Here is a 19,145-nt window from a genome sequence, read left to right on the forward strand (position 1 = left end):
AATGTATCCGTGCAATTCTTTGCATGAAACATAGGAATTCAGTGAACTGAATATAATTCAGTAAAATCCTTTGTAAAAGGGGAAATGGCATGGGGAACCCATTAGCAATGGAAGAAATGCTTCATATTATTCATGCAGGGCTTGTTAAAAAGAATAACCCAAAACGAATTACGATTGCCGGTGCAGGGATTTCTGGATTAGTTGCAGGTTCTTTATTAAAAGAGGCTGGACACGAAGTAACGATTATAGAAGCAAATAACAGAATAGGTGGCAGGGTGTATACGATTCGGAAACCATTTAGTGTGGGTTTATATTTTAATGCAGGACCGATGAGAATTCCTGATACCCATAAGTTAACCTTAGCGTATATTCATAAATTTAAACTACCTTTAAACCTTTTTATAAATAAAACTTTTGCAGATATCATTTACACGAATAACATTCAAACAAGATTGAATGTGTTTGAAAATGATCCAAGTGTACTTGAATATCCGGTTTTGGATAAAGAAAGAGGAAAAACGGCAGAAGAGTTAATGTTAGAGGTATTAGAACCAATACTAAATTATATTAAGAAGGATCCTGATAAAAACTGGCTTATCGTTGAAAAAAAGTATAAAACGTATTCGCTTGGTTCATTTTTAATGGAGTATTATTCAGATGGTGCAATAGATATGATTGGGGTACTTCTTGATATGGAAGCTTATATGGGAATGTCCTTAATTGAAGTATTACGTGAAATGATTTTCTTTACTTCAACAACGAAATATTATGAAATAACTGGTGGAATGGATAAGTTATCGAATGCATTCTTACCACAATTAAGAGAACATATTTTAATGCCGTATAAGGTTGATAAAATCATACAAGAAGATAATAAAGTAATGTTACAAGGAAATCATGAACAAACGTTAGAGCAATTTACAATAACAAGTGATTTTGCTATTATTACAATTCCATTTTCAGCGTTACGATTTGTAGAAGTTCAGCCATACCATTTATTCTCTTATTTTAAAAGACGAGCAATTCGTGAATTAAATTATATTGCTGCAACTAAAATTGCGATAGAGTTTAAAAGTAGATTTTGGGAGAAAGCCGGACAGTGTGGTGGTAAATCTATTACTGATTTACCGATACGGTTTACATACTATCCGAGTTATGGCATTCATACTCCAGGACCAGCTATCGTTATAGCAAGTTATACGTGGGCAGATGAGGCGTTAACATGGGATTGTCTTCCGCAAAGAGATCGTATTCGTTACGCATTAAAAAATTTAGCGGAAATATACGGTGACATTGTCTATAGTGAGTTTGTCACTGGAACATCTTTTAGCTGGAGTAAAAATCCGTATTCTTGCGGTGCATTTACAGCTTTCGAACCAGGCCAAGAGCTCGAGTTATTTCCGTATATTACATCACCATCTGGAAAAGTACATTTTGCAGGAGAGCATACGACATTAACACATGGATGGATGCAAGGAGCAATAGAGTCTGGAATTCGAGTTGCATATGAAGTAAATGAACAGTAAACATATATTTACAAATCACGACTCTTTTAATAAAATAATAAATATAAATCGTAATTATTACGCTTTGAATACGCTTGAAATAAAGAAATGGATGGTCGATCAAATGAATAAAGTAGAAATTCATATATTAGGTGGCTTTTTAGGTAGTGGAAAATCAACATTATTACAAAATTTATTGTTAGCAGAAAAAAAGAAGAAGAGAAAAGTTGCAGTATTGATGAATGAAATTGGTGAATACTCGGTAGATACCGATATTATTGGAAAAGAGAATGTTTTAAGGGAACTTCTGAAAGGATGTATTTGTTGTACGCTAAAAGAAGAGCTTGAAATACAGTTGCATTCGTTATATCAACAAGAAAGACCAGATGTCATTTATATCGAAACGACAGGTGTTGCGCACCCAATTGAAGTGCTAGATGCATGTGTATCACCAATTTTAGCACCTTTCTTAGAAGTGAAATCAATTGTAGTCGTTTTAGATGCAGTAAGGTGGTTAAATCGAAGTATATTAAGTGCAAACGTTCAGCAATTATTACATGAGCAACTGAAGTTTGGTAGCCACATTTTAATTAATAAATCAGATTTACTAACAGATGCGGATAAGAACAAAGTAATTGAAGAAGTGAAAGCAATAAATAATCATGCAAAATTGTTTGAAACAAAATATTGTAATATATCTTTAGAAGACATAGAGGAAGCTGAATTTACGAATGATGGGGAACGTGAGACACTACATGTAAAACAGCATTTACATATACAAACGATGACGTATCAATTTACGAAATCGATTGATCAAGACAATTTATATGAATGGCTTTCAAATTTACCAGACAGTATTTATCGTGTGAAAGGTTTTGTGAAATTCCATGGGGACAAATATCCTCACTTATTCCAATACTCGTTCGGGGTACCGACTTTACTGGAACAAGACTTCGGGTTCCCGACGAACTTAGTAGTAATAGGGGAAGGGCTAGATAAGAAACAATTGGCTGAAGGGTTAGAGAAAGTAGAAAATAATTCTAATTAAGACTAAAGGTCTAACTTATTTTTAAGTTAGGCCTTTTTGTATGTAGAAAAACACTTGCAGATTTTGTCTAACAATAATAATTGTAAAATTCGGAAATATATTTATAATCAAATCTAAGAGGTGATTCAGGTGTCAGAAAAAATAATAATGGATGTAAAAAACTTAACAACAAAAGGACTAGAAACGAGAGAGAAATTATTGTGTGCTGCAGAAGAAGTATTTGGTAGTAAAGGATATTACGAGGCTTCTATCGTGAATATTACACAAGAAGCAAAGGTAGCGCACGGAACTTTCTATAATTACTTTCCATCTAAAAAAGATATATTTGATGAATTGATTCGCAGATTGAACCGTGAGTTACGCTTAATTATTAAAGAAGAAATGAAGGGGATATCAAGTTATGAAGAGGCACAAAGAAGAGGTTTTCAGGCATTTTTTCGGTGGGTGAAAGATCGTCCTAATCTATATAACATTGTACAACAGGCGGTAGTAGTTGATGATAATTTATATAGATGGTACTATGCAAAGCTCGCAAATGGATTTTTAAAAAGTTTATCAGCTGGTATGGAAGCGGGAGAGTTTAAACAACTTGATACAGAAACAATTGCGTATTGTCTTATGTCAATTGGACAATTTTTAGGTATGCGATGGGGTTATTGGGAAGAGAAAGATGTTCCAGAAGATGTATTTGAAGCAGCGATGTCATTAATATTTGAAGGATTGAGAAAGAGATAAGGGAGTGGGGAACATATGCAAGGCATTGCTTATTGGATTGAAAAACGGGCCTATTTACATCCAGATCGCATTGCCATTATTACAGATGAGGAGGAAATGACATATAAACAGTTACATGAGTATGTAAATAAAGTAGCCGCATATTTCATTTACGACTTACATGTGCAAAAAGGAGAAAGGATAGCTATTTTATCGCAAAATAGCTTGGAATATATTGTGCTTTTATTCGCTATAGCAAAGGTAGAATGTATTGCTGTTCCACTAAATATACGGTTAACAGAAAATGAACTTATATTTCAGTTGAAGGATAGTGGAACTACAGTTTTATTTGTAGAGGAAACATTTCAAAATATGGCATTGTCAATGCAGAAGGTATCGTATGTACAAAGAGTTATTTCGATTACAAGTTTAAAAGAAATAGAAGATAGAAAAATTGATAACTTTGAAGAGATAAATGAAAGCGCATCCTTTATTATATGTTATACCTCAGGGACAACTGGAAAACCGAAAGGAGCTGTACTTACACAAGAAAATATGTTTTGGAATGCGCTTAATAATACATTTGCGATTGATCTAACTATGCACGATCGCTCTATTGTATTATTGCCTTTATTTCATATTGGTGGTATTGGTTTATTCGCATTTCCAACTTTATTTGCAGGTGGTGTAATCATTGTTCCAAGAAAATTTGAGCCAACCAAAGCTCTTTCTATGATAGAAAAACATAAAGTGACTGTTGTGATGGGAGTACCTACAATTCATCAAGCATTAATAAATTGTTCAAAGTTTGAAACTACAAATTTACAAGCAGTTCGCTGGTTTTATAACGGTGGTGCTCCGTGTCCAGAAGAGTTGATGAGAGAATTTATAAATAGAGGATTTTTATTTGGTCAAGGATTCGGTATGACTGAAACATCACCAACCGTATTTATGCTTTCAGAAGAAGATGCAAGACGTAAAGTAGGCTCGATTGGGAAACCTGTTCTGTTTTGTGAGTATGAACTTATTGATGAAAACAAAAATAAAGTTGAGGTTGGTGAAGTTGGGGAGTTACTAATAAGAGGACCGAATGTAATGAAAGAGTATTGGAACCGGCTAGATGCAACAAAAGAAGCGATTCAAGATGGTTGGTTATATACGGGAGATTTAGCTAGAGTTGATGAAGATGGTTTTGTATACATTGTCGGTAGAAAAAAAGAAATGATAATTTCCGGTGGTGAAAATATTTATCCACTTGAAGTAGAGCAAGTCATTAATAAGCTTTCGGACGTATATGAGGTAGCGGTCGTTGGTAGGCAACATGGAAAGTGGGGAGAGACTCCAATCGCCTTTATTGTGAAAAAGAGTAGCAGTGTATTAACTGAAAAAGAAGTCATTGAGCATTGTCGTTTATTTCTAGCAAAATATAAAATACCGAAAGAAATTGTTTTTCTAGAGGAATTGCCAAAAAATGCAACTGGTAAAATTCAAAAAGCACAGTTAGCAAATCAATTGAAAAGCAGGTGAATAGATGACGGTATATATCACTGGTCAACAGGCGTCATGTAGTAAAACAATTACAGAAACGGATTTTGTATTATTTGCAGGTTTGAGTGGGGATTTTAACCCAATCCATATTGATCATGAGTATGCGAAACAAACTAGATTTAATCAAAGAATAGCACATGGTTTACTAACTTCTAGTCTATTATCGCAATTGCTTGGTATTCATTTACCTGGAAAAGGATCCGTTTACATGGAGCAAACTATTAAATTTACAGCACCAGTTTTTATAGGAGATACAATTACAGCAACGGCTACAGTACAAGAATTTATGATGGAAAAGAGAGTTTTGAAATTGTTAACAGAGTGTCATAACCAAAAAGGAGATTTAGTATTAACAGGTGTAGCTACAATGATGGTGCCAAAAGAAGGAGGAGTAGTCTAATGAATATTGGGATTGAAGCGACTGGTGTTTTCTTCCCAAAAGACGTAGAGACGGCTGCAGACCTATCTAAAAAAACAGGTATTCCTGAGCATATTATTATAGAAAAGTTTGGATTATATGAAAAACATGTCGCAGATGAAACGATGCATGCATCAGATTTAGCTATTGCTGCTGCAAAACCAATATTATCACAAGTAGATCCTCAATCTATTGATGTAGTCATTTATTTTGGCAGTCCACATAAAGATTACCACGTATGGTCTAGTGCCCCAAAAATTCAGCATGAACTTGGATTGAAAAATGCTTATGCTTTCGAAATTATGAATGTTAGTTCTTGCTTTCCAATCGCTCTCAAAGTCGCAAAAGATATGCTCTACTCCGATAACTCAATTGAAAATATATTATTAGTAGGTGGATGTAAAGAATCTCAAATTGTAGATTATGATAATCCACGTTCGCGTTTTATGTTTAATTTCGCTGATGGCGGAAGTGCAGCTTTAGTGAAAAAAGACGCTAGAAACGGTGAAATATTAGGAAGTACGATAATAACAGATGGTTCATTTCATGAAGATGTTCGTATCCCAGCTGGTGGATCGAAGAAGGTTGCGAGCTATGATACAGTTGAGAATCGACAGCATTATATTGATGTAATAGATCCTAATAGTATGAAAGAACGTCTAGATCAGGTTTCAATCCCTAATTTTGATAAGGTGATTCGGGAGGCGTTAAGAAAAAGTGGGTTAACTCCTAAAGATATTAAAGTATTGTTACCACTGCATACAAAACGTTCTATGTTAATAGAATTGATACAGGGACTAGGGCTAGCAGAAGAACAAGTTGTATATTTAGATCATTATGGACATATGTCAGCGCTTGATCCTTGCATTGGTCTTCACTTTGCAAATGAACAGGGAAAATTACAGGCCGGAGATATTGCAGTAGTAGTTAGTGCAGGAACTGGGTATACGTGGGCAGCTACTGTGATTAGGTGGTGAAAAATTCCAAATGAACATATGGGAAATGGAGGTATTTGGAAAGGGGCGGCGAATGTAATGGTACTTCATTAATTTTTTAATAAATTTGTTTGTATGATTCAAAGAAAAAGTCATAATTACGGATGGATAACTTTGGCGAGATTGATTCTATCAGAAAGAAAAGTATGGGGAGGATCACAATGTCGATGAAAAAACGTAAATGGCTAAAAATGATGGCTGCTGGTTGTGTTTTAGGTTCGTTATTAATAACGGCAGCTTGTTCAGGAAAGAAAACAAGTACAGAGGATGAAAAGACGATTAAGGTAGGGGTTCTTGCATCATTAACAGGTCCGTTAGAATCATATGGAAAACAAACAGTGAACGGATTTGAATTAGGGTTAGACTATGCGACGGATGGAACTGGGAAAGTGGAAGGAAAGAAGATTAAGTTTGTTGTAGAAGATACAGAAACAAAAGCTGATGTAGCGGTTAAAAAAGCTACGAAGTTATTAGAAGAAGAGAAAGTTGATTTTTTAGTCGGATCGTCTAGTTCAAGTGATACATTAGCGGTTTTACCACTAGCTGAAGAATATGAAAAAATAATGGTTGTAGAACCAGCAGTAGCTGATAGTATTACCGGGAAGAACTGGAATAAATATATTTTTAGAACAGGTAGAAATTCATCTCAAGATGCAGTCGCTGGTGCGGCGGCAATCGCTAAAAAAGATGTGAAAATAGCAACATTAGCACAAGATAATGCTTACGGCCGTGAGGGAATTGCAGCATTTAAAGCTGGAGCGAAGAAATTAGGGGCAAATATTGTAAACGAGCAATATGCAGATACAAATTCGACTGACTTCACAGCTAATATTCAAAATATCATTAGCTCAAAACCAGATTATTTATTTATCGTTTGGGCAGGGGCGAATTCACCTTGGAAACAGTTGAAAGATATGAATGTGGAAGCGCAAGGTATTAAAATCTCCACAGGTGCGCCAGATATACCAGCATTAAAAACGATGGATGCATTAGTAGGAATGCAAGGTTTTTCTGTTTATTATCATACACTCCCGAAAAATAAGGTGAATGATTGGTTAGTGGAAGAACATAAAAAACGATTTAATGGTGCGGTGCCAGATTTATTTACAGCAGGAGGAATGTCAGCGGCAATTTCAATTGTAGAAGCTTTAAAGAAAACAAAAGGTGATACAGATGTAGATACATTAATTAAGAAAATGGAAGGAATGGAATTTGATACACCGAAAGGAAAGATGAAATTTAGAGAGAAGGATCATCAAGCGATGCAGACGCTGTATTCTATCACATTGAAAAAACAAGATGGTGTTGATTATCCGGTGCCAGTGTTAGAGCGAGAATTAACGATGAAAGAAACAGAACCACCAGTTCAAAATAAATAGACTGAATTTTCTGTTGTTTACGTATAAAGAGGGGTACACCCTCTTTATACGTATTTCTTTCATACTGAAAGCTTTAAAGGGAGGAATTTCGTGACACATTTGCTAGAAACGAAAAATCTTAGTGTATCTTTTGGCGAGCATCATGTTATTAAAGATGTAAATTTAACTGTACAAAAAGGAAAACTCATTTCTATTATCGGGCCAAATGGTGCGGGTAAGACAACATTATTTAATTTACTAAGTGGACAGATTTCACCCACAACAGGTGAAGTGTATTTTAAAGGGCAAGATATTACAAAACTATCGATTTCAGATCGAACACGCTTAGGAATCGGTCGCTCTTTTCAGCTTACAAACATATTCCCAGAATTAACGGTACTTGAAAATGTCCGTTTAAGTGTTCAATCATTCGTACAAGATTACTATAGTTTTTTCCCGAGTCCAGCAAAATTAAAGCAACAAGTTGGAGAGGCGAGACGTTTCTTAAAAACAGTATTACTTCAGGAGAAAGAGAATGTATTAGCGAAAGATTTGGCACATGGAGAGAAAAGAAAGCTAGAACTTGCGATGTTATTAGCTTTAAAAACAGATGTGTTATTACTTGATGAGCCGACGGCAGGTATTTCGGTTGAGGAAGTCCCAGCTATACTACAAGTGATTGAAAATATTAAGAAACATCCAGAGAGTACAATTGTACTTATTGAACACAAAATGGATATGGTACTAGGTTTGTCAGACCATCTAATCGTTTTATTTCATGGAGAGTTATTGGCTGAAGGTTTACCCGAAGAAATTATGAAAGATGAGCGTGTACAAAGTGCTTATTTAGGGGGATTATATAGTGGCACTATTACAAGTGAATAATATAGAGACGTATTTAGATCAGTTTCATATTTTACAAGGGGTATCTCTTACTGTCGAGAAAGGAACGATTACTGTACTGTTTGGAAGAAATGGGGCAGGGAAGACTACGACGTTACGTTCGGTTATGGGGTTTCACCATATCGCACATGGTGAAATTTATTATGATCGTACACAAGTAAATGGATTGTCTACACATTTAATTTCAAGGAAAGGAATAGGGTATGTACCAGAAAATCAAGGTATCTTTCACGACCTGACAATAGAAGAAACATTCGCTCTTGCTAGAGGTAAGGGTGAAGAAGCGGAAGAAAAAATAGAATGGATGCTTGAACTATTTCCAGATTTAAAGCAATTTTGGCACAAAAAAAGCGGACTCCTAAGTGGAGGACAAAAGCAAATGTTAGCAATTTCAAGAGCATTTATTAATAGTGATGGTTTACTACTTATTGATGAGCCGAGTAAAGGCTTGTCCCCCATTATGATAGAAAAATTAATGATAGCTATTTTGAAAATGAAGGAGAAAACAACAGTTTTACTCGTTGAACAAAATTTTATGATGGCTAGTCAAATTGGTGATTATTTTTATATTATGGATAACGGAAAAATTGTTCATAACGGTTTTATGCATGAATTAAAAGAGGATAAGGAAATGTGTCACAAATATTTAGGAATCTCTTAACATGAATCCGGGGTGAGAAGGATGGATGTGTTAATCAATTTATTTGTAAATGGGATTTCAACAGGGATGCTCATTTTTTTATTAGCATCAGGTCTTTCACTTATTTTCGGTTTAATGAGTGTTCTAAACTTCGCACATGGTGGTTTATTTGCGTGGGGAGCGTTTACAGGTGTTTGGCTATTTAATATGACAGGGAGTTATGTGTTAGCTTTAATTGGAGCAATAGCTATGGGAATGTTCCTTGGATTTATTTTAGAAAGATTCCTTATTAGACCGGTATATGGAAATCATGTTCGACAGCTGCTTGTTACGCTTGGAGGAATGCTTGTACTTAGTGAATGTATTAAAGTATTTTGGGGACCAAATCCAATTGGGGCAAAGTTACCGTTATGGCTACAAGGAAGTTTTACGTTCGGAGGCGTTATATTAATTAAATATCGTCTATTCGTTATCATAATTGGGGTTATCATATACATTGCATTATTATTATTGCTCAAAAAAACAAAGATAGGTCTTATGATACGCGCAGGCGTAATGGATAAAGAGATGGTTCAAGCGCTCGGTATTAACGTAAAAGCGATATTTTCTTTCGTCTTTTTATTAGGCGCAGGAATGGCAGCGTTGGGAGGCTTCTTATTAGCACCGTATTCAGGCGTTATTTTCGCCGAGATGGGTATGCAGTATGCGATTTTGGCTTTCATAGTAGTAATCATTGGAGGGTTAGGAAGCGTACAAGGTTCAGCAATCGCTTCTTTAATTGTCGGATTGGCGGGTGCTTTTACAGCGTATTTTATACCGGATTTATCACTTGCAATCAATATGTTAATGCTACTGTTTTTCTTAATCGTGAAGCCAAATGGACTTGTTGGTGAAAAGGGGTGAAATGGTGAACAGCACATCAAATCGAATTAAAGTATACTTCGGAGTATGTATGCTCATTTGTTTAAGTGTATTTCCATTCGTAAATGATTCACGGAGCTTGTTAATTTTGTTCACTCAAATCTTCATCTTTGCTATTTTTGCAATGAGTTTTGATGTATTGCTTGGATATACAGGAATTGTATCATTCGGCCATTGTATGTTCTTTGGAATAGGAGCATATGGCGTAGCACTTTTATTTGATCGACAAGGAGTATCCATAACGAACTTTTTAATAGGGATAGTAGCTGCAATTATCATTTCAGCCATTGTTAGTTATATAATTGGTTTGCTTTCTTTACGGCTGAAAAGTCATTTTTATGCAATGTTAACACTTGCTATTTCACAGTTGTTTTTCGTACTTGCTGAAAAATGGCGTGGGCTCACTCACGGAGGAGATGGTTTTACATTTGGTGTACCAGACGTATTTCGTGATCGTTTTACGTTTTATTATGTAACACTTATATGTTTACTTATCATTTTTGTTCTGTTACGTCTTTTCACAAAATCTTCTATTGGAAAAGTATTAAAGGCAATTTCACAAAACGAGCAACGTGTTGAAGCACTAGGATATAAAGTTCTTCATTATAAAATTATTGCTAGCATTGTTGCAGGAGTAGTAGCTGCAATTAGCGGTGGTTTATTTGTTATCACTTTACGCTTTGTTAATACAACTGTATTTTCAATTGAAATGACATTAAATGCATTGTTGATGACGATGATTGGAGGCGTTGGAACGTTAATAGGAGCCATTGCAGGAGCTGGAATTATTGAATCCCTAAAATATTATTTATCAGAACTAGCTACAGAGTATCCGATCTTTGAGCGATGGACGATTATTCTTGGTGTATTGTACATTATCGTATTGCTAGTTTTCCCGAAAGGATTAGTTGGCACGGTTAAGGGACTGAAGAATATGAAACGGAATAAGAAGGAGAAAAGTGCAGAAGTGGAGCAAAATGTGTGAAAAATCAATTGTATAGAATATGAAAATCCCTCTTTTAGATTCGGAAAGGAGGGATTTTTATTGCTGTATGTAAATTTAGTTCTTTTATAAATATTATATTAATTAAATAGTTCATCAGGGATTTGTTTGAAAGAATTTTGATTCGTAAAGAAATGAACAGCTAATTTCTCAATTGGAACATCTTCAATTGGTACTAATTTATCATTTTTAAATGATACCAAACATAATTTATACCTATTTTACGTTAGTCAATCATCGGTTTATCATTGTGTATATAAGATGGAAAGTGAGTGATAAACATGATTGGAATGCAATATAAGGTCATTTTGCCGAAAGATTATGATATGGAGATTATTAAGAAAAGGGTAAAGGATAATGGGTATAAAACGGATGGTTTTCAAGACCTGAATTTTAAAGCTTATTTAATTACTGAGGCAGATAAGGACGGAAATTTCTATAACTGTTATGCACCTTTATATATTTGGAATGGTCATGAAGGAATGAACAAATTTATCTTTGAAGGGTATTACGATAATATTTTACAATCTTTTGGATGGCAACAAATAAATATAGGTGTTCCATTAGTTGTTAATGTAAAGGGTGATTTTAAGAAATGTAGATATGTTGTTGAATATGAAGGAAGTATTTCTGCAAGTGAATCATTGAGTGGGATTCAATCTATCATTGTGGATCAAAAGGTAGAAAATTGTTTAGGAAATGTAATAGTATATAATCCAGATAAATGGGGATATAGTAAGTTTAATTTTTATGAAGAAAAGCCTGATATGGTAACGAATAAAGGTACTACAGTATATGAGATTTTGCACATTTCACAATGATATCTTGTTGAATGCTAAATTAAGTAAAGGGGGTGAAAATATATGCCTTTTGTGAACGTTTATTATCATGAAAATATATTAAATGAAGAAGAATTGAAAAAGATAGGTGAATGTATTCATCTTTCATTAATTAAACATTTTAACATCCCTGAAAATGATTTTTTTGAAATGTTTGTACCTTATCAACAAAATCATTTTTTATATGATCCATATTATTTATTAGAAAGAGGAGAAAAGAGAACAGAGAATATGATGTATGTTTCTATCACATGTGGACCAGGAAGAACGATAAAGCAGAAACGCGATCTGTATCAGTCAATATCTTTGAGGGTTTCTGAATGTTCTAGTATAAAAAGTGTAGACATTTTTATTACACTTAACGAGACAGCCGCTGAAAATTGGTCGTTTGGTCAAGGATTGGCGCAATTGGTAAAAGTGAAGGGGGAGTGAAATGATGAATGAATCCATTGAATATTGTATTCAAGAGAAAATGAGAGAAAAGGCACCTGCATTTGCTCATTATAGTGAAAAAATATTGTTCGAGGAAGTGTGGCGAGATGACACTTTAACATTAAGAGAAAGGAGTTTATGTACAGTGTCGGTATTAATCAGTCTTGGTAATACAGAACAATTACCATTTCATTTGCGACTGGCCAAACAAAATGGAATTAAAGAAAATGAAATGATTGCATTAATAACACATATGGCTTTTTATGTTGGTTGGCCCAAAGCAGTAGGCGCTTTACATATAGCAATGAATGATATGGAAAGTTAAGAATAACGATAAGAAAGAATTCATTTAAACATGAATTCTTTCTTATCGTTATTTATGTAATACTTTAATGAGATATTTTTCACTTTTTCTCTTGCTTTTTTATCACTTGCGTAGTAAAGTGATAGTAAGATTTACGATAGGAAGTGATCAAACATGCGTGATAATACGATAGGATCATTAATATGGTTACGTTTAATACGATTTACGAACCAAAGTAATCAGATGTCAAATGAGTTTTTAAAACGTTTTGATTTAACGACTGCTCAATTTGATGTGCTTTTGCAAATACGTACGTATCAACCACTAACACAAATGGAGTTAGCTGAAAAGGTAACTGTTACACAAGGCGGCATTTCTCGAATGTTAACGCGTCTTGAAAAAGAAGGATATATAGTACGAAAACAAGATTGGAAAACGAAAACAATTAGTCTGACAGAGCAAGGGGAAGCTGCCTTAGAGAAAGCATTGCCAGAGCAACTTGCATTTCAATCATCTTTTTTTGATGATGTATTGAATGAAGAAGAACAGAAAATATTATACGAGCTAATGACGAAAGTTCATAAGCACAGTGAAAAAAAAGAATTACCGAAAGAGTAATTTTTTTTACAACATCAATTGACTAATCAAGTGATGTTGTAAACAATAGAGAAAAACATTGGACTTACAAAAGTTTTTAAAAGAGAAACTAATAACACTTCATTAAAGGAGAGAGTAATGATGGAAAAATACTGTATGAATACAAGTAAAGGAATGGAGTTTGGATTATATTCAATTGGGGATCATGTTTTAAATCCACATAACGGAGAGAAAATTAGTGCTGAACAAAGAATTCATGAATTAATTAAAACAGCAAAGTTAGCGGATGAAGCTGGACTTGATGTATTTGCTGTCGGTGAAAGTCATCAAACACACTTTACAACGCAAGCTCATACAGTTATTTTAGGAGCGATTGCGCAAGCAACGAAAAATATAAAAATTGCAAGTTCAGCAACGATAATAAGTACATCTGATCCGGTACGAGTATACGAGGACTTTGCTACACTTGATTTGATTTCTAATGGACGTGCAGAAATTGTGGCTGGTCGTGGATCTCGTATTGGGGGATATAGTTTACTTGGTTATGATGTGAATGATTATGAAGAGTTATTTGAAGAGAAGATGGATCTTTTATTAAAAATTAATAAAGAGGAACATGTAACATGGAATGGACAGTTCAGAGCACCGCTTGCGCATGCATCGGTTATTCCAAGAGCTAAAAATAATAACTTACCAATTTGGCGTGCAGTTGGTGGCCCACCAGCTAGTGCGATTAAAGCAGGACGTGCAGGTGTACCAATGATGATAACAACACTAGGTGGCCCAGCTATTAACTTTAAAGGATCAGTAGATGCTTACCGTGAGGCGGCTGCTCAAAGTGGATTTAATCCAGCGAGTTTGCCAGTTGCAACAACGAGTTTATTTTATACAGCGAAAAATTCACAAGATGCACTTAGTGAATACTACCCTCACATTAATGCTGGTATGCTTACGCTACGCGGTGGCGGGTATCCGAAACAACAATTTACAAATGCAATAGATTACCGTGACGCGTTAATGGTTGGTAGCCCGCAACAAATTATTGAAAAAATGCTTTACCAATATGAATTATTTGGGCAACAACGCTTTATGGCACAAATTGATTTTGGTGGCGTACCATTTGATAAAATTGAGAAAAACATCGAATTAATTGCTACTGAAATTTTACCGGCTATTAGAAAACATACAGCAAAATAAATTAAAAAATACCGAGAGTCTAATCGATTCTCGGTATTTTTTAATTTATTTTAGTTTGAAAAAATGACAAAAAAGTGAATTTTTAATCTGAAAAGAGGAGGTTATTTCCTATTTTTGAATAACAATATTTCATGTTTGAATTTTAGAAATACATTTTTCTCTTGACAAAAAAACAACGAAATTATCCATTGGTTAATAGGACATTTTTTCGTGGGAAAGTCAAGTGTATAAAGAGAGGAACGATTATTTTATTGATGCAAAGATAAGTCTCATATTAAAAAAACACATTTTATCGATAAGAAAAATCTAATTCAAAAAAATACCAAAAGACATATTTCAGACAAAATGATGTCAATAATACGTCAAAAATCAGCTGAATTTACTATGCAGGTATATTATACAATTCGATTAACGAATAAAACACTACAGAAATAGTGAAAAGGTAAAAAATAGCATTAAAATAGTTTGAAAAACTGAAACTTCGTATTTTTCGACAATACATACAAAATGTTTTTGTCTTTTCGTATTTCTTAATAATTGAGCTTGATAAGATTGCTCAATTAACTTTTATTATAAAAACTATGAAGGAAGTGATTGTAGTATGGAAACGCTCGAATTGGCACGAATACAATTCGCATCAACAACGATTTTCCATTACTTTTTTGTTCCGCTGTCTATTGGTTTAGCTTTTATCATTGCGTTAATGCAAACGTTATATGTAGTAAAGGGACAAGAAATTTATAAGAAGATGACGAAGTTTTGGACGCAAATATTCCTTGTTAACTTTGCGGTAGGTGTAGTAACTGGTATTCTACAAGAGTTCCAGTTTGGTATGAACTGGTCAACCTATTCACGTTTCGTAGGTGATGTGTTTGGTCCATCACTTGCAATTGAAGGTTTATTAGCATTTTTCATTGAGTCTACATTTTTAGGTTTATGGGTATTCGGTGAGGATAAATTACCGAAGCGAATTCACCTTTTATGTATTTGGCTCCTTTCAATTGGAACAATGTTATCAGCATTTTGGATTTTAACTGCAAGTGCATTTATGCAATCGCCAGTAGGATATGAAATGGCAGCAGATGGACGTGCACAAATGAATGATTTCTTAGCAATCATTCAAAACCCACAATTATGGGTACAATTCCCGCATACCATTACAGCGGCAATTGCAACTGGTGCATTCTTTATTGCAGGTGTGAGTGCATGGAAAATAACGAAAGCGCAAGAAACGGAAGTGTTTAAAAAATCATTCCGCATTTCTATCATTGTTGGAACACTTACAACTGCGCTAGTATTATTCTTCGGTCATGCGCAAGCGCAACAATTAATTAAGACACACCCAATGAAAATGGCAGCAGCTGAAGCATTATGGAATACGAGTGAAGATCCAGCGCCATTTACAGTATTTGCGAAAATTGATGCAGAGAAGAAAGAAAATTCGTTTGAAATTCAAATCCCTTATATGCTAAGTCTATTATCATATGATAAATTTAGCGGTCAAGTAGAAGGGATGAATCAAATTCAAAAGCAATATGAAGAAAAATATGGGCCTGGAGATTATATTCCACCAGTACACACGATGTTCTGGAGTTTTAGAGCGATGGTAATGAGTGGAACATTTATGCTTCTTCTAGGAGCGTACGGATGGTTCTTATCAAGAAAAGATCGATTAGTTGAAAAAACTTGGTATTTAAAATTAATGGTGTATGCAATTTCACTACCGTTTATCGGTAATACAGTAGGATGGATTATGACTGAAATGGGACGTCAACCTTGGGTAGTTTTCGGTGTTATGAAAACGGAAGATGCTGTATCTCCAAATGTTACGTTCGGAGAAGTGCTATTCTCTTTAGTTTCGTTCACATCATTATATTTAATTATAGGTGGAATTACAGTTTACTTATTCGTTCGTATTATTAAAGGACATGAGAATAAGAAAGCGAAACAGGATTCTCAAAGCCATGATCCATTTGATAAGGAGGATGAGTATGTTATCTCTTAATGAGTTGTGGTTTATTATTATTGCAATTTTATTCGTAGGTTTCTTTGTTCTTGAAGGTTTCGATTTCGGTGTAGGTATAGTTTCAAGGTTTTTAGGAGAAAACGATTTAGAGAAAAGAATATATTTAAATACAATTGGTCCATTCTGGCACGCGAATGAAGTATGGCTTGTTTGTGCAGGTGGCGCTATGTTCGCAGCATTCCCGCACTGGTATGCAACTTTATTTAGCGGGTTTTACATTCCGTTTGTATTTATGCTTCTCGCTTTAATTATACGAGGTGTTTCTTTTAAATTCCGTGCGAAAATAGATAATCATAAATGGAAAGGTTTTTGGGATTGGGGTATGTTTTTAGGGAGTTTACTACCTCCTATCCTTTGGGGAGTTGCCATTGCTAACTTTATGGTAGGTATTCCAATTGATGAGACTAAAAATGCTGTAGGTGGATTCTTACAATTACTTCATCCATTTGCGTTACTTGGAGGAGTTATGTTTCTTCTGTTATGTATTGTTCACGGATTGCAATTCCTTACTATACGTACAACAGGTAAGTTAAGAGAACGTGCACGTATTGCTGCGTTGAAAATTGCACCACTTGCAATTATAGCACTTCTTATTTTTGCCGGTGTAGGGTTATGGAAAACAGATATTTTCACTGGTCATGGTACAGAGTGGATTATGGTTCCAATCGGAGCTTTTGTAGCGTTATGTGCGTCAACATTATTAAACAAAAGAAGAAGAGATGGTTGGGCTTTCTTTATGACAAGTTTAACAATCATTTTACTAAGTGCAAGTGTGTTTGCTGGCATGTTCCCACGTGTCTTAATTAGCTCGTTAGGGTCAATATACGATTTGACAATTTATAATGCAGCATCAGGCGATTATGCACTAAAACTGATGACGTATTTTTCAATTGCTATATTGCCATTTGTTTTGGGAAGTCAAATATGGAGTTTCTATGTGTTTAGACAACCTGTTAAGTCAGATAAAGATTTGGAGTACTAATGAAAAGAAAAAGAGGACTTCCGTCGTATCCTGGTAGCCGAGTTTTATATGTAGTGCTAACAATCATTAGCATGTTAGAAGCTTTTAGTATTATTGCACAAACAGTGTTTTTAGCGAGGGCTATTACGTTTTTATTTCAGGGAGAAGCAGTGCAATCTATGTTAAATGAAACTGTTTATTTTGGAATCACGTTTGCAGTACGTCATTTGCTAGTTCGAATGTCACAAATATTAGTGGAACGTTTCGCTGAAAAAACAGGATCGCTACTGAGAAAACAATTAATAGAGGCGTATTTCACATTAGGGCCACGGTATGTTCAAACTGTTGGAACAGGTCATCTGGTTACCTTATCGATAGAGGGTATTGAGAAATTTAAAACATATATTGAATTAACAATTCCTAAAATGATTAGAAGTAGTATCGTACCAGGACTAATTGTACTATATGTTTTTACACTAGATATTGAGTCAGGAATCATTTTAGTTGTAACGATTCCTATCGTAATTATTTTTATGATCCTACTAGGATTAGCAGCGCAGAAAATGGCGGATAGCCAATATGAAACATATCGTGTTCTTTCTAATCATTTTGTAGATACGCTAAAAGGATTAGAAACATTAAAGTATTTAGGTCAAAGTAAACAACACGAAGGAAAGATTGAAAAAGTAAGTAAAAGATATAGAAAAGCAACGATGCGTACTTTGCGGGTTGCTTTTCTTTCTTCATTTGCATTAGATTTCTTTACGAGTTTATCAATTGCATTTGTAGCGGTCGGATTAGGGATACGTTTAATAGATGGAACAATTGTACTATTGCCAGCCCTTACGATTTTAATTTTAGCTCCGGAATACTTCTTACCGATTAAACAAGTTGGAGCAAATTATCATGCTACGTTAGATGGACAACTTGCAATGGAGCAAATAGAAGAGATTTTACAGCGACAAAAAGAAATAGGGAAGAAAGAATCTAATGTAGACTTAATATGGAATTCAACTAGTAACTTGAAATTACAAGATGTAAAAGTAAAGAATGATGAATCTGAAAAAGCTATATTAGAGGGAATTGATTTTACTTGGAAAGGCACTGGCGCTATAGGTGTAATTGGTGAAAGTGGGGCAGGGAAATCGACTTTAATCGACGTATTAGCAGGGTTTTTAACTCCTTCGGGTGGAAAGATGATTGTAAATGGTGTGGAAATTGACGGGTCTACTCGTGAAGAGTGGCAAAAGAATATTGCTTATATTCCGCAGCAACCTTATATTTTCCCGCTTTCATTAAAAGATAACATTTGTTTCTATGAAACAAATACAACTGATGAAGAAGTGGAAAGAGTTATTAATGAAGTCGGTCTTCGTTCACTTGTTACATCGCTTCCAAATGGAATGTATGAAAGAATTGGAGAAGGTGGGCGTATGCTGAGTGGCGGACAAGAACAACGTGTCGCAATGGCACGAGCCCTTTTAAGTAAAAAGCCAATTATTTTATTAGACGAGCCTACAGCACATCTTGATATTGAAACTGAATTTGAAATAAAGCAAGCGATGTTACGTCTGTTTGAAGGTAAGTTAGTATTTCTTGCAACGCATCGTCTTCACTGGATGAAACAGATGGATCATATTTTTATTTTAAATAAAGGGAAAATGATAGAAAGTGGAACGTATGAAGAGCTTTTAAAGAATGAGGCATTACATTTTCCTAGGAAAGAGAGGGGATAG

The 19,145-nt window shown here is 34.7% G+C and carries 19 protein-coding genes and 1 pseudogene; 19 read left to right on the plus strand and 1 reads right to left on the minus strand.

The window, feature by feature from the left end; genetic code table 11:
- Window positions 1–89: 89 nt before the first annotated feature.
- The 11 genes from ACTFSI_RS09630 (at window position 90) to ACTFSI_RS09680 (ending at window position 11,035) form a co-directional block, all read left to right on the plus strand.
- A complete protein-coding gene (locus ACTFSI_RS09630) occupies window positions 90–1,526 on the plus strand; it encodes a flavin monoamine oxidase family protein (protein ID WP_440045361.1) in 1,437 nt (478 codons plus the stop codon).
- A 103-nt stretch (window positions 1,527–1,629) separates the two neighbouring features.
- The gene (locus tag ACTFSI_RS09635) at window positions 1,630–2,553 is read left to right on the plus strand and encodes a CobW family GTP-binding protein (RefSeq protein WP_044790412.1); all 924 of its coding nucleotides are present in this window, start codon (window positions 1,630–1,632) and stop codon (window positions 2,551–2,553) included.
- A 129-nt stretch (window positions 2,554–2,682) separates the two neighbouring features.
- A complete protein-coding gene (locus tag ACTFSI_RS09640) occupies window positions 2,683–3,288 on the plus strand; it encodes a TetR/AcrR family transcriptional regulator (protein ID WP_001290800.1) in 606 nt (201 codons plus the stop codon).
- 15 nt (window positions 3,289–3,303) lie between these two features.
- On the plus strand, window positions 3,304–4,794 hold the full coding sequence (locus tag ACTFSI_RS09645; protein WP_097851984.1) for an o-succinylbenzoate--CoA ligase: 1,491 nt from the start codon (window positions 3,304–3,306) through the stop codon (window positions 4,792–4,794).
- Between the two features lie 4 nt (window positions 4,795–4,798).
- The gene (locus ACTFSI_RS09650) at window positions 4,799–5,215 is read left to right on the plus strand and encodes a MaoC family dehydratase (protein ID WP_000219484.1); all 417 of its coding nucleotides are present in this window, start codon (window positions 4,799–4,801) and stop codon (window positions 5,213–5,215) included.
- Complete coding sequence (locus ACTFSI_RS09655; RefSeq protein ID WP_139895576.1) at window positions 5,215–6,210, plus strand: 3-oxoacyl-ACP synthase; 996 nt, start codon at window positions 5,215–5,217, stop codon at window positions 6,208–6,210. The genes ACTFSI_RS09650 and ACTFSI_RS09655 overlap by 1 nt, the downstream gene beginning before the upstream one ends.
- A gap of 179 nt (window positions 6,211–6,389) precedes the next feature.
- On the plus strand, window positions 6,390–7,607 hold the full coding sequence (locus tag ACTFSI_RS09660; protein ID WP_138322148.1) for a substrate-binding domain-containing protein: 1,218 nt from the start codon (window positions 6,390–6,392) through the stop codon (window positions 7,605–7,607).
- Window positions 7,608–7,697: 90 nt separating this feature from the next.
- Window positions 7,698–8,471, plus strand: a complete 774-nt coding sequence (locus tag ACTFSI_RS09665; RefSeq protein ID WP_000149327.1) for an ABC transporter ATP-binding protein — start codon at window positions 7,698–7,700, stop codon at window positions 8,469–8,471.
- Entirely contained in the window at window positions 8,449–9,150 is a 702-nt protein-coding gene (locus ACTFSI_RS09670) for a branched-chain amino acid ABC transporter ATP-binding protein (RefSeq protein WP_001196703.1), read from the plus strand. Before ACTFSI_RS09665 ends, ACTFSI_RS09670 begins: the two co-directional genes overlap by 23 nt.
- Before the next feature lie 21 nt (window positions 9,151–9,171).
- Entirely contained in the window at window positions 9,172–10,032 is an 861-nt protein-coding gene (locus ACTFSI_RS09675; RefSeq protein WP_000382789.1) for a branched-chain amino acid ABC transporter permease, read from the plus strand.
- A 49-nt stretch (window positions 10,033–10,081) separates the two neighbouring features.
- Complete coding sequence (locus ACTFSI_RS09680; protein ID WP_061536843.1) at window positions 10,082–11,035, plus strand: branched-chain amino acid ABC transporter permease; 954 nt, start codon at window positions 10,082–10,084, stop codon at window positions 11,033–11,035.
- A 98-nt stretch (window positions 11,036–11,133) separates the two neighbouring features.
- On the opposite strand, the pseudogene ACTFSI_RS09685 reads toward ACTFSI_RS09680, so the two are convergent.
- Window positions 11,134–11,247 (minus strand): annotated as a pseudogene (locus ACTFSI_RS09685) (LysR family transcriptional regulator); the annotation flags it as partial.
- An 87-nt stretch (window positions 11,248–11,334) separates the two neighbouring features.
- On the opposite strand from ACTFSI_RS09685, the gene ACTFSI_RS09690 reads away from it, so the two are divergent.
- The 8 genes from ACTFSI_RS09690 (at window position 11,335) to cydD (ending at window position 19,145) form a co-directional block, all read left to right on the plus strand.
- Complete coding sequence (locus ACTFSI_RS09690) at window positions 11,335–11,874, plus strand: DUF4865 family protein (protein WP_044790407.1); 540 nt, start codon at window positions 11,335–11,337, stop codon at window positions 11,872–11,874.
- 42 nt (window positions 11,875–11,916) lie between these two features.
- A complete protein-coding gene (locus ACTFSI_RS09695) occupies window positions 11,917–12,324 on the plus strand; it encodes a tautomerase family protein (protein WP_440045362.1) in 408 nt (135 codons plus the stop codon).
- A gap of 1 nt (window position 12,325) precedes the next feature.
- Window positions 12,326–12,649 (plus strand): carboxymuconolactone decarboxylase family protein, encoded by a 324-nt coding sequence (locus tag ACTFSI_RS09700; RefSeq protein WP_000980847.1) that lies wholly within the window; start codon window positions 12,326–12,328, stop codon window positions 12,647–12,649.
- Window positions 12,650–12,802: 153 nt separating this feature from the next.
- Window positions 12,803–13,246, plus strand: a complete 444-nt coding sequence (locus tag ACTFSI_RS09705) for a MarR family winged helix-turn-helix transcriptional regulator (RefSeq protein ID WP_001205516.1) — start codon at window positions 12,803–12,805, stop codon at window positions 13,244–13,246.
- Window positions 13,247–13,366: 120 nt separating this feature from the next.
- Window positions 13,367–14,422 (plus strand): LLM class flavin-dependent oxidoreductase, encoded by a 1,056-nt coding sequence (locus ACTFSI_RS09710; protein ID WP_440045363.1) that lies wholly within the window; start codon window positions 13,367–13,369, stop codon window positions 14,420–14,422.
- A 601-nt stretch (window positions 14,423–15,023) separates the two neighbouring features.
- Window positions 15,024–16,427 (plus strand): cytochrome ubiquinol oxidase subunit I, encoded by a 1,404-nt coding sequence (gene cydA / locus ACTFSI_RS09715; RefSeq protein WP_000448885.1) that lies wholly within the window; start codon window positions 15,024–15,026, stop codon window positions 16,425–16,427.
- The gene (cydB, locus tag ACTFSI_RS09720) at window positions 16,414–17,430 is read left to right on the plus strand and encodes a cytochrome d ubiquinol oxidase subunit II (RefSeq protein ID WP_000950061.1); all 1,017 of its coding nucleotides are present in this window, start codon (window positions 16,414–16,416) and stop codon (window positions 17,428–17,430) included. The genes cydA and cydB overlap by 14 nt, the downstream gene beginning before the upstream one ends.
- Window positions 17,430–19,145, plus strand: a complete 1,716-nt coding sequence (gene cydD, locus ACTFSI_RS09725; protein WP_044790405.1) for a thiol reductant ABC exporter subunit CydD — start codon at window positions 17,430–17,432, stop codon at window positions 19,143–19,145. The genes cydB and cydD overlap by 1 nt, the downstream gene beginning before the upstream one ends.

It is taken from the genome of Bacillus cereus group sp. MYBK101-2 (genome assembly GCF_051918845.1).
Taxonomy (GTDB): Bacteria; Bacillota; Bacilli; order Bacillales; family Bacillaceae_G; genus Bacillus_A; species Bacillus_A paranthracis.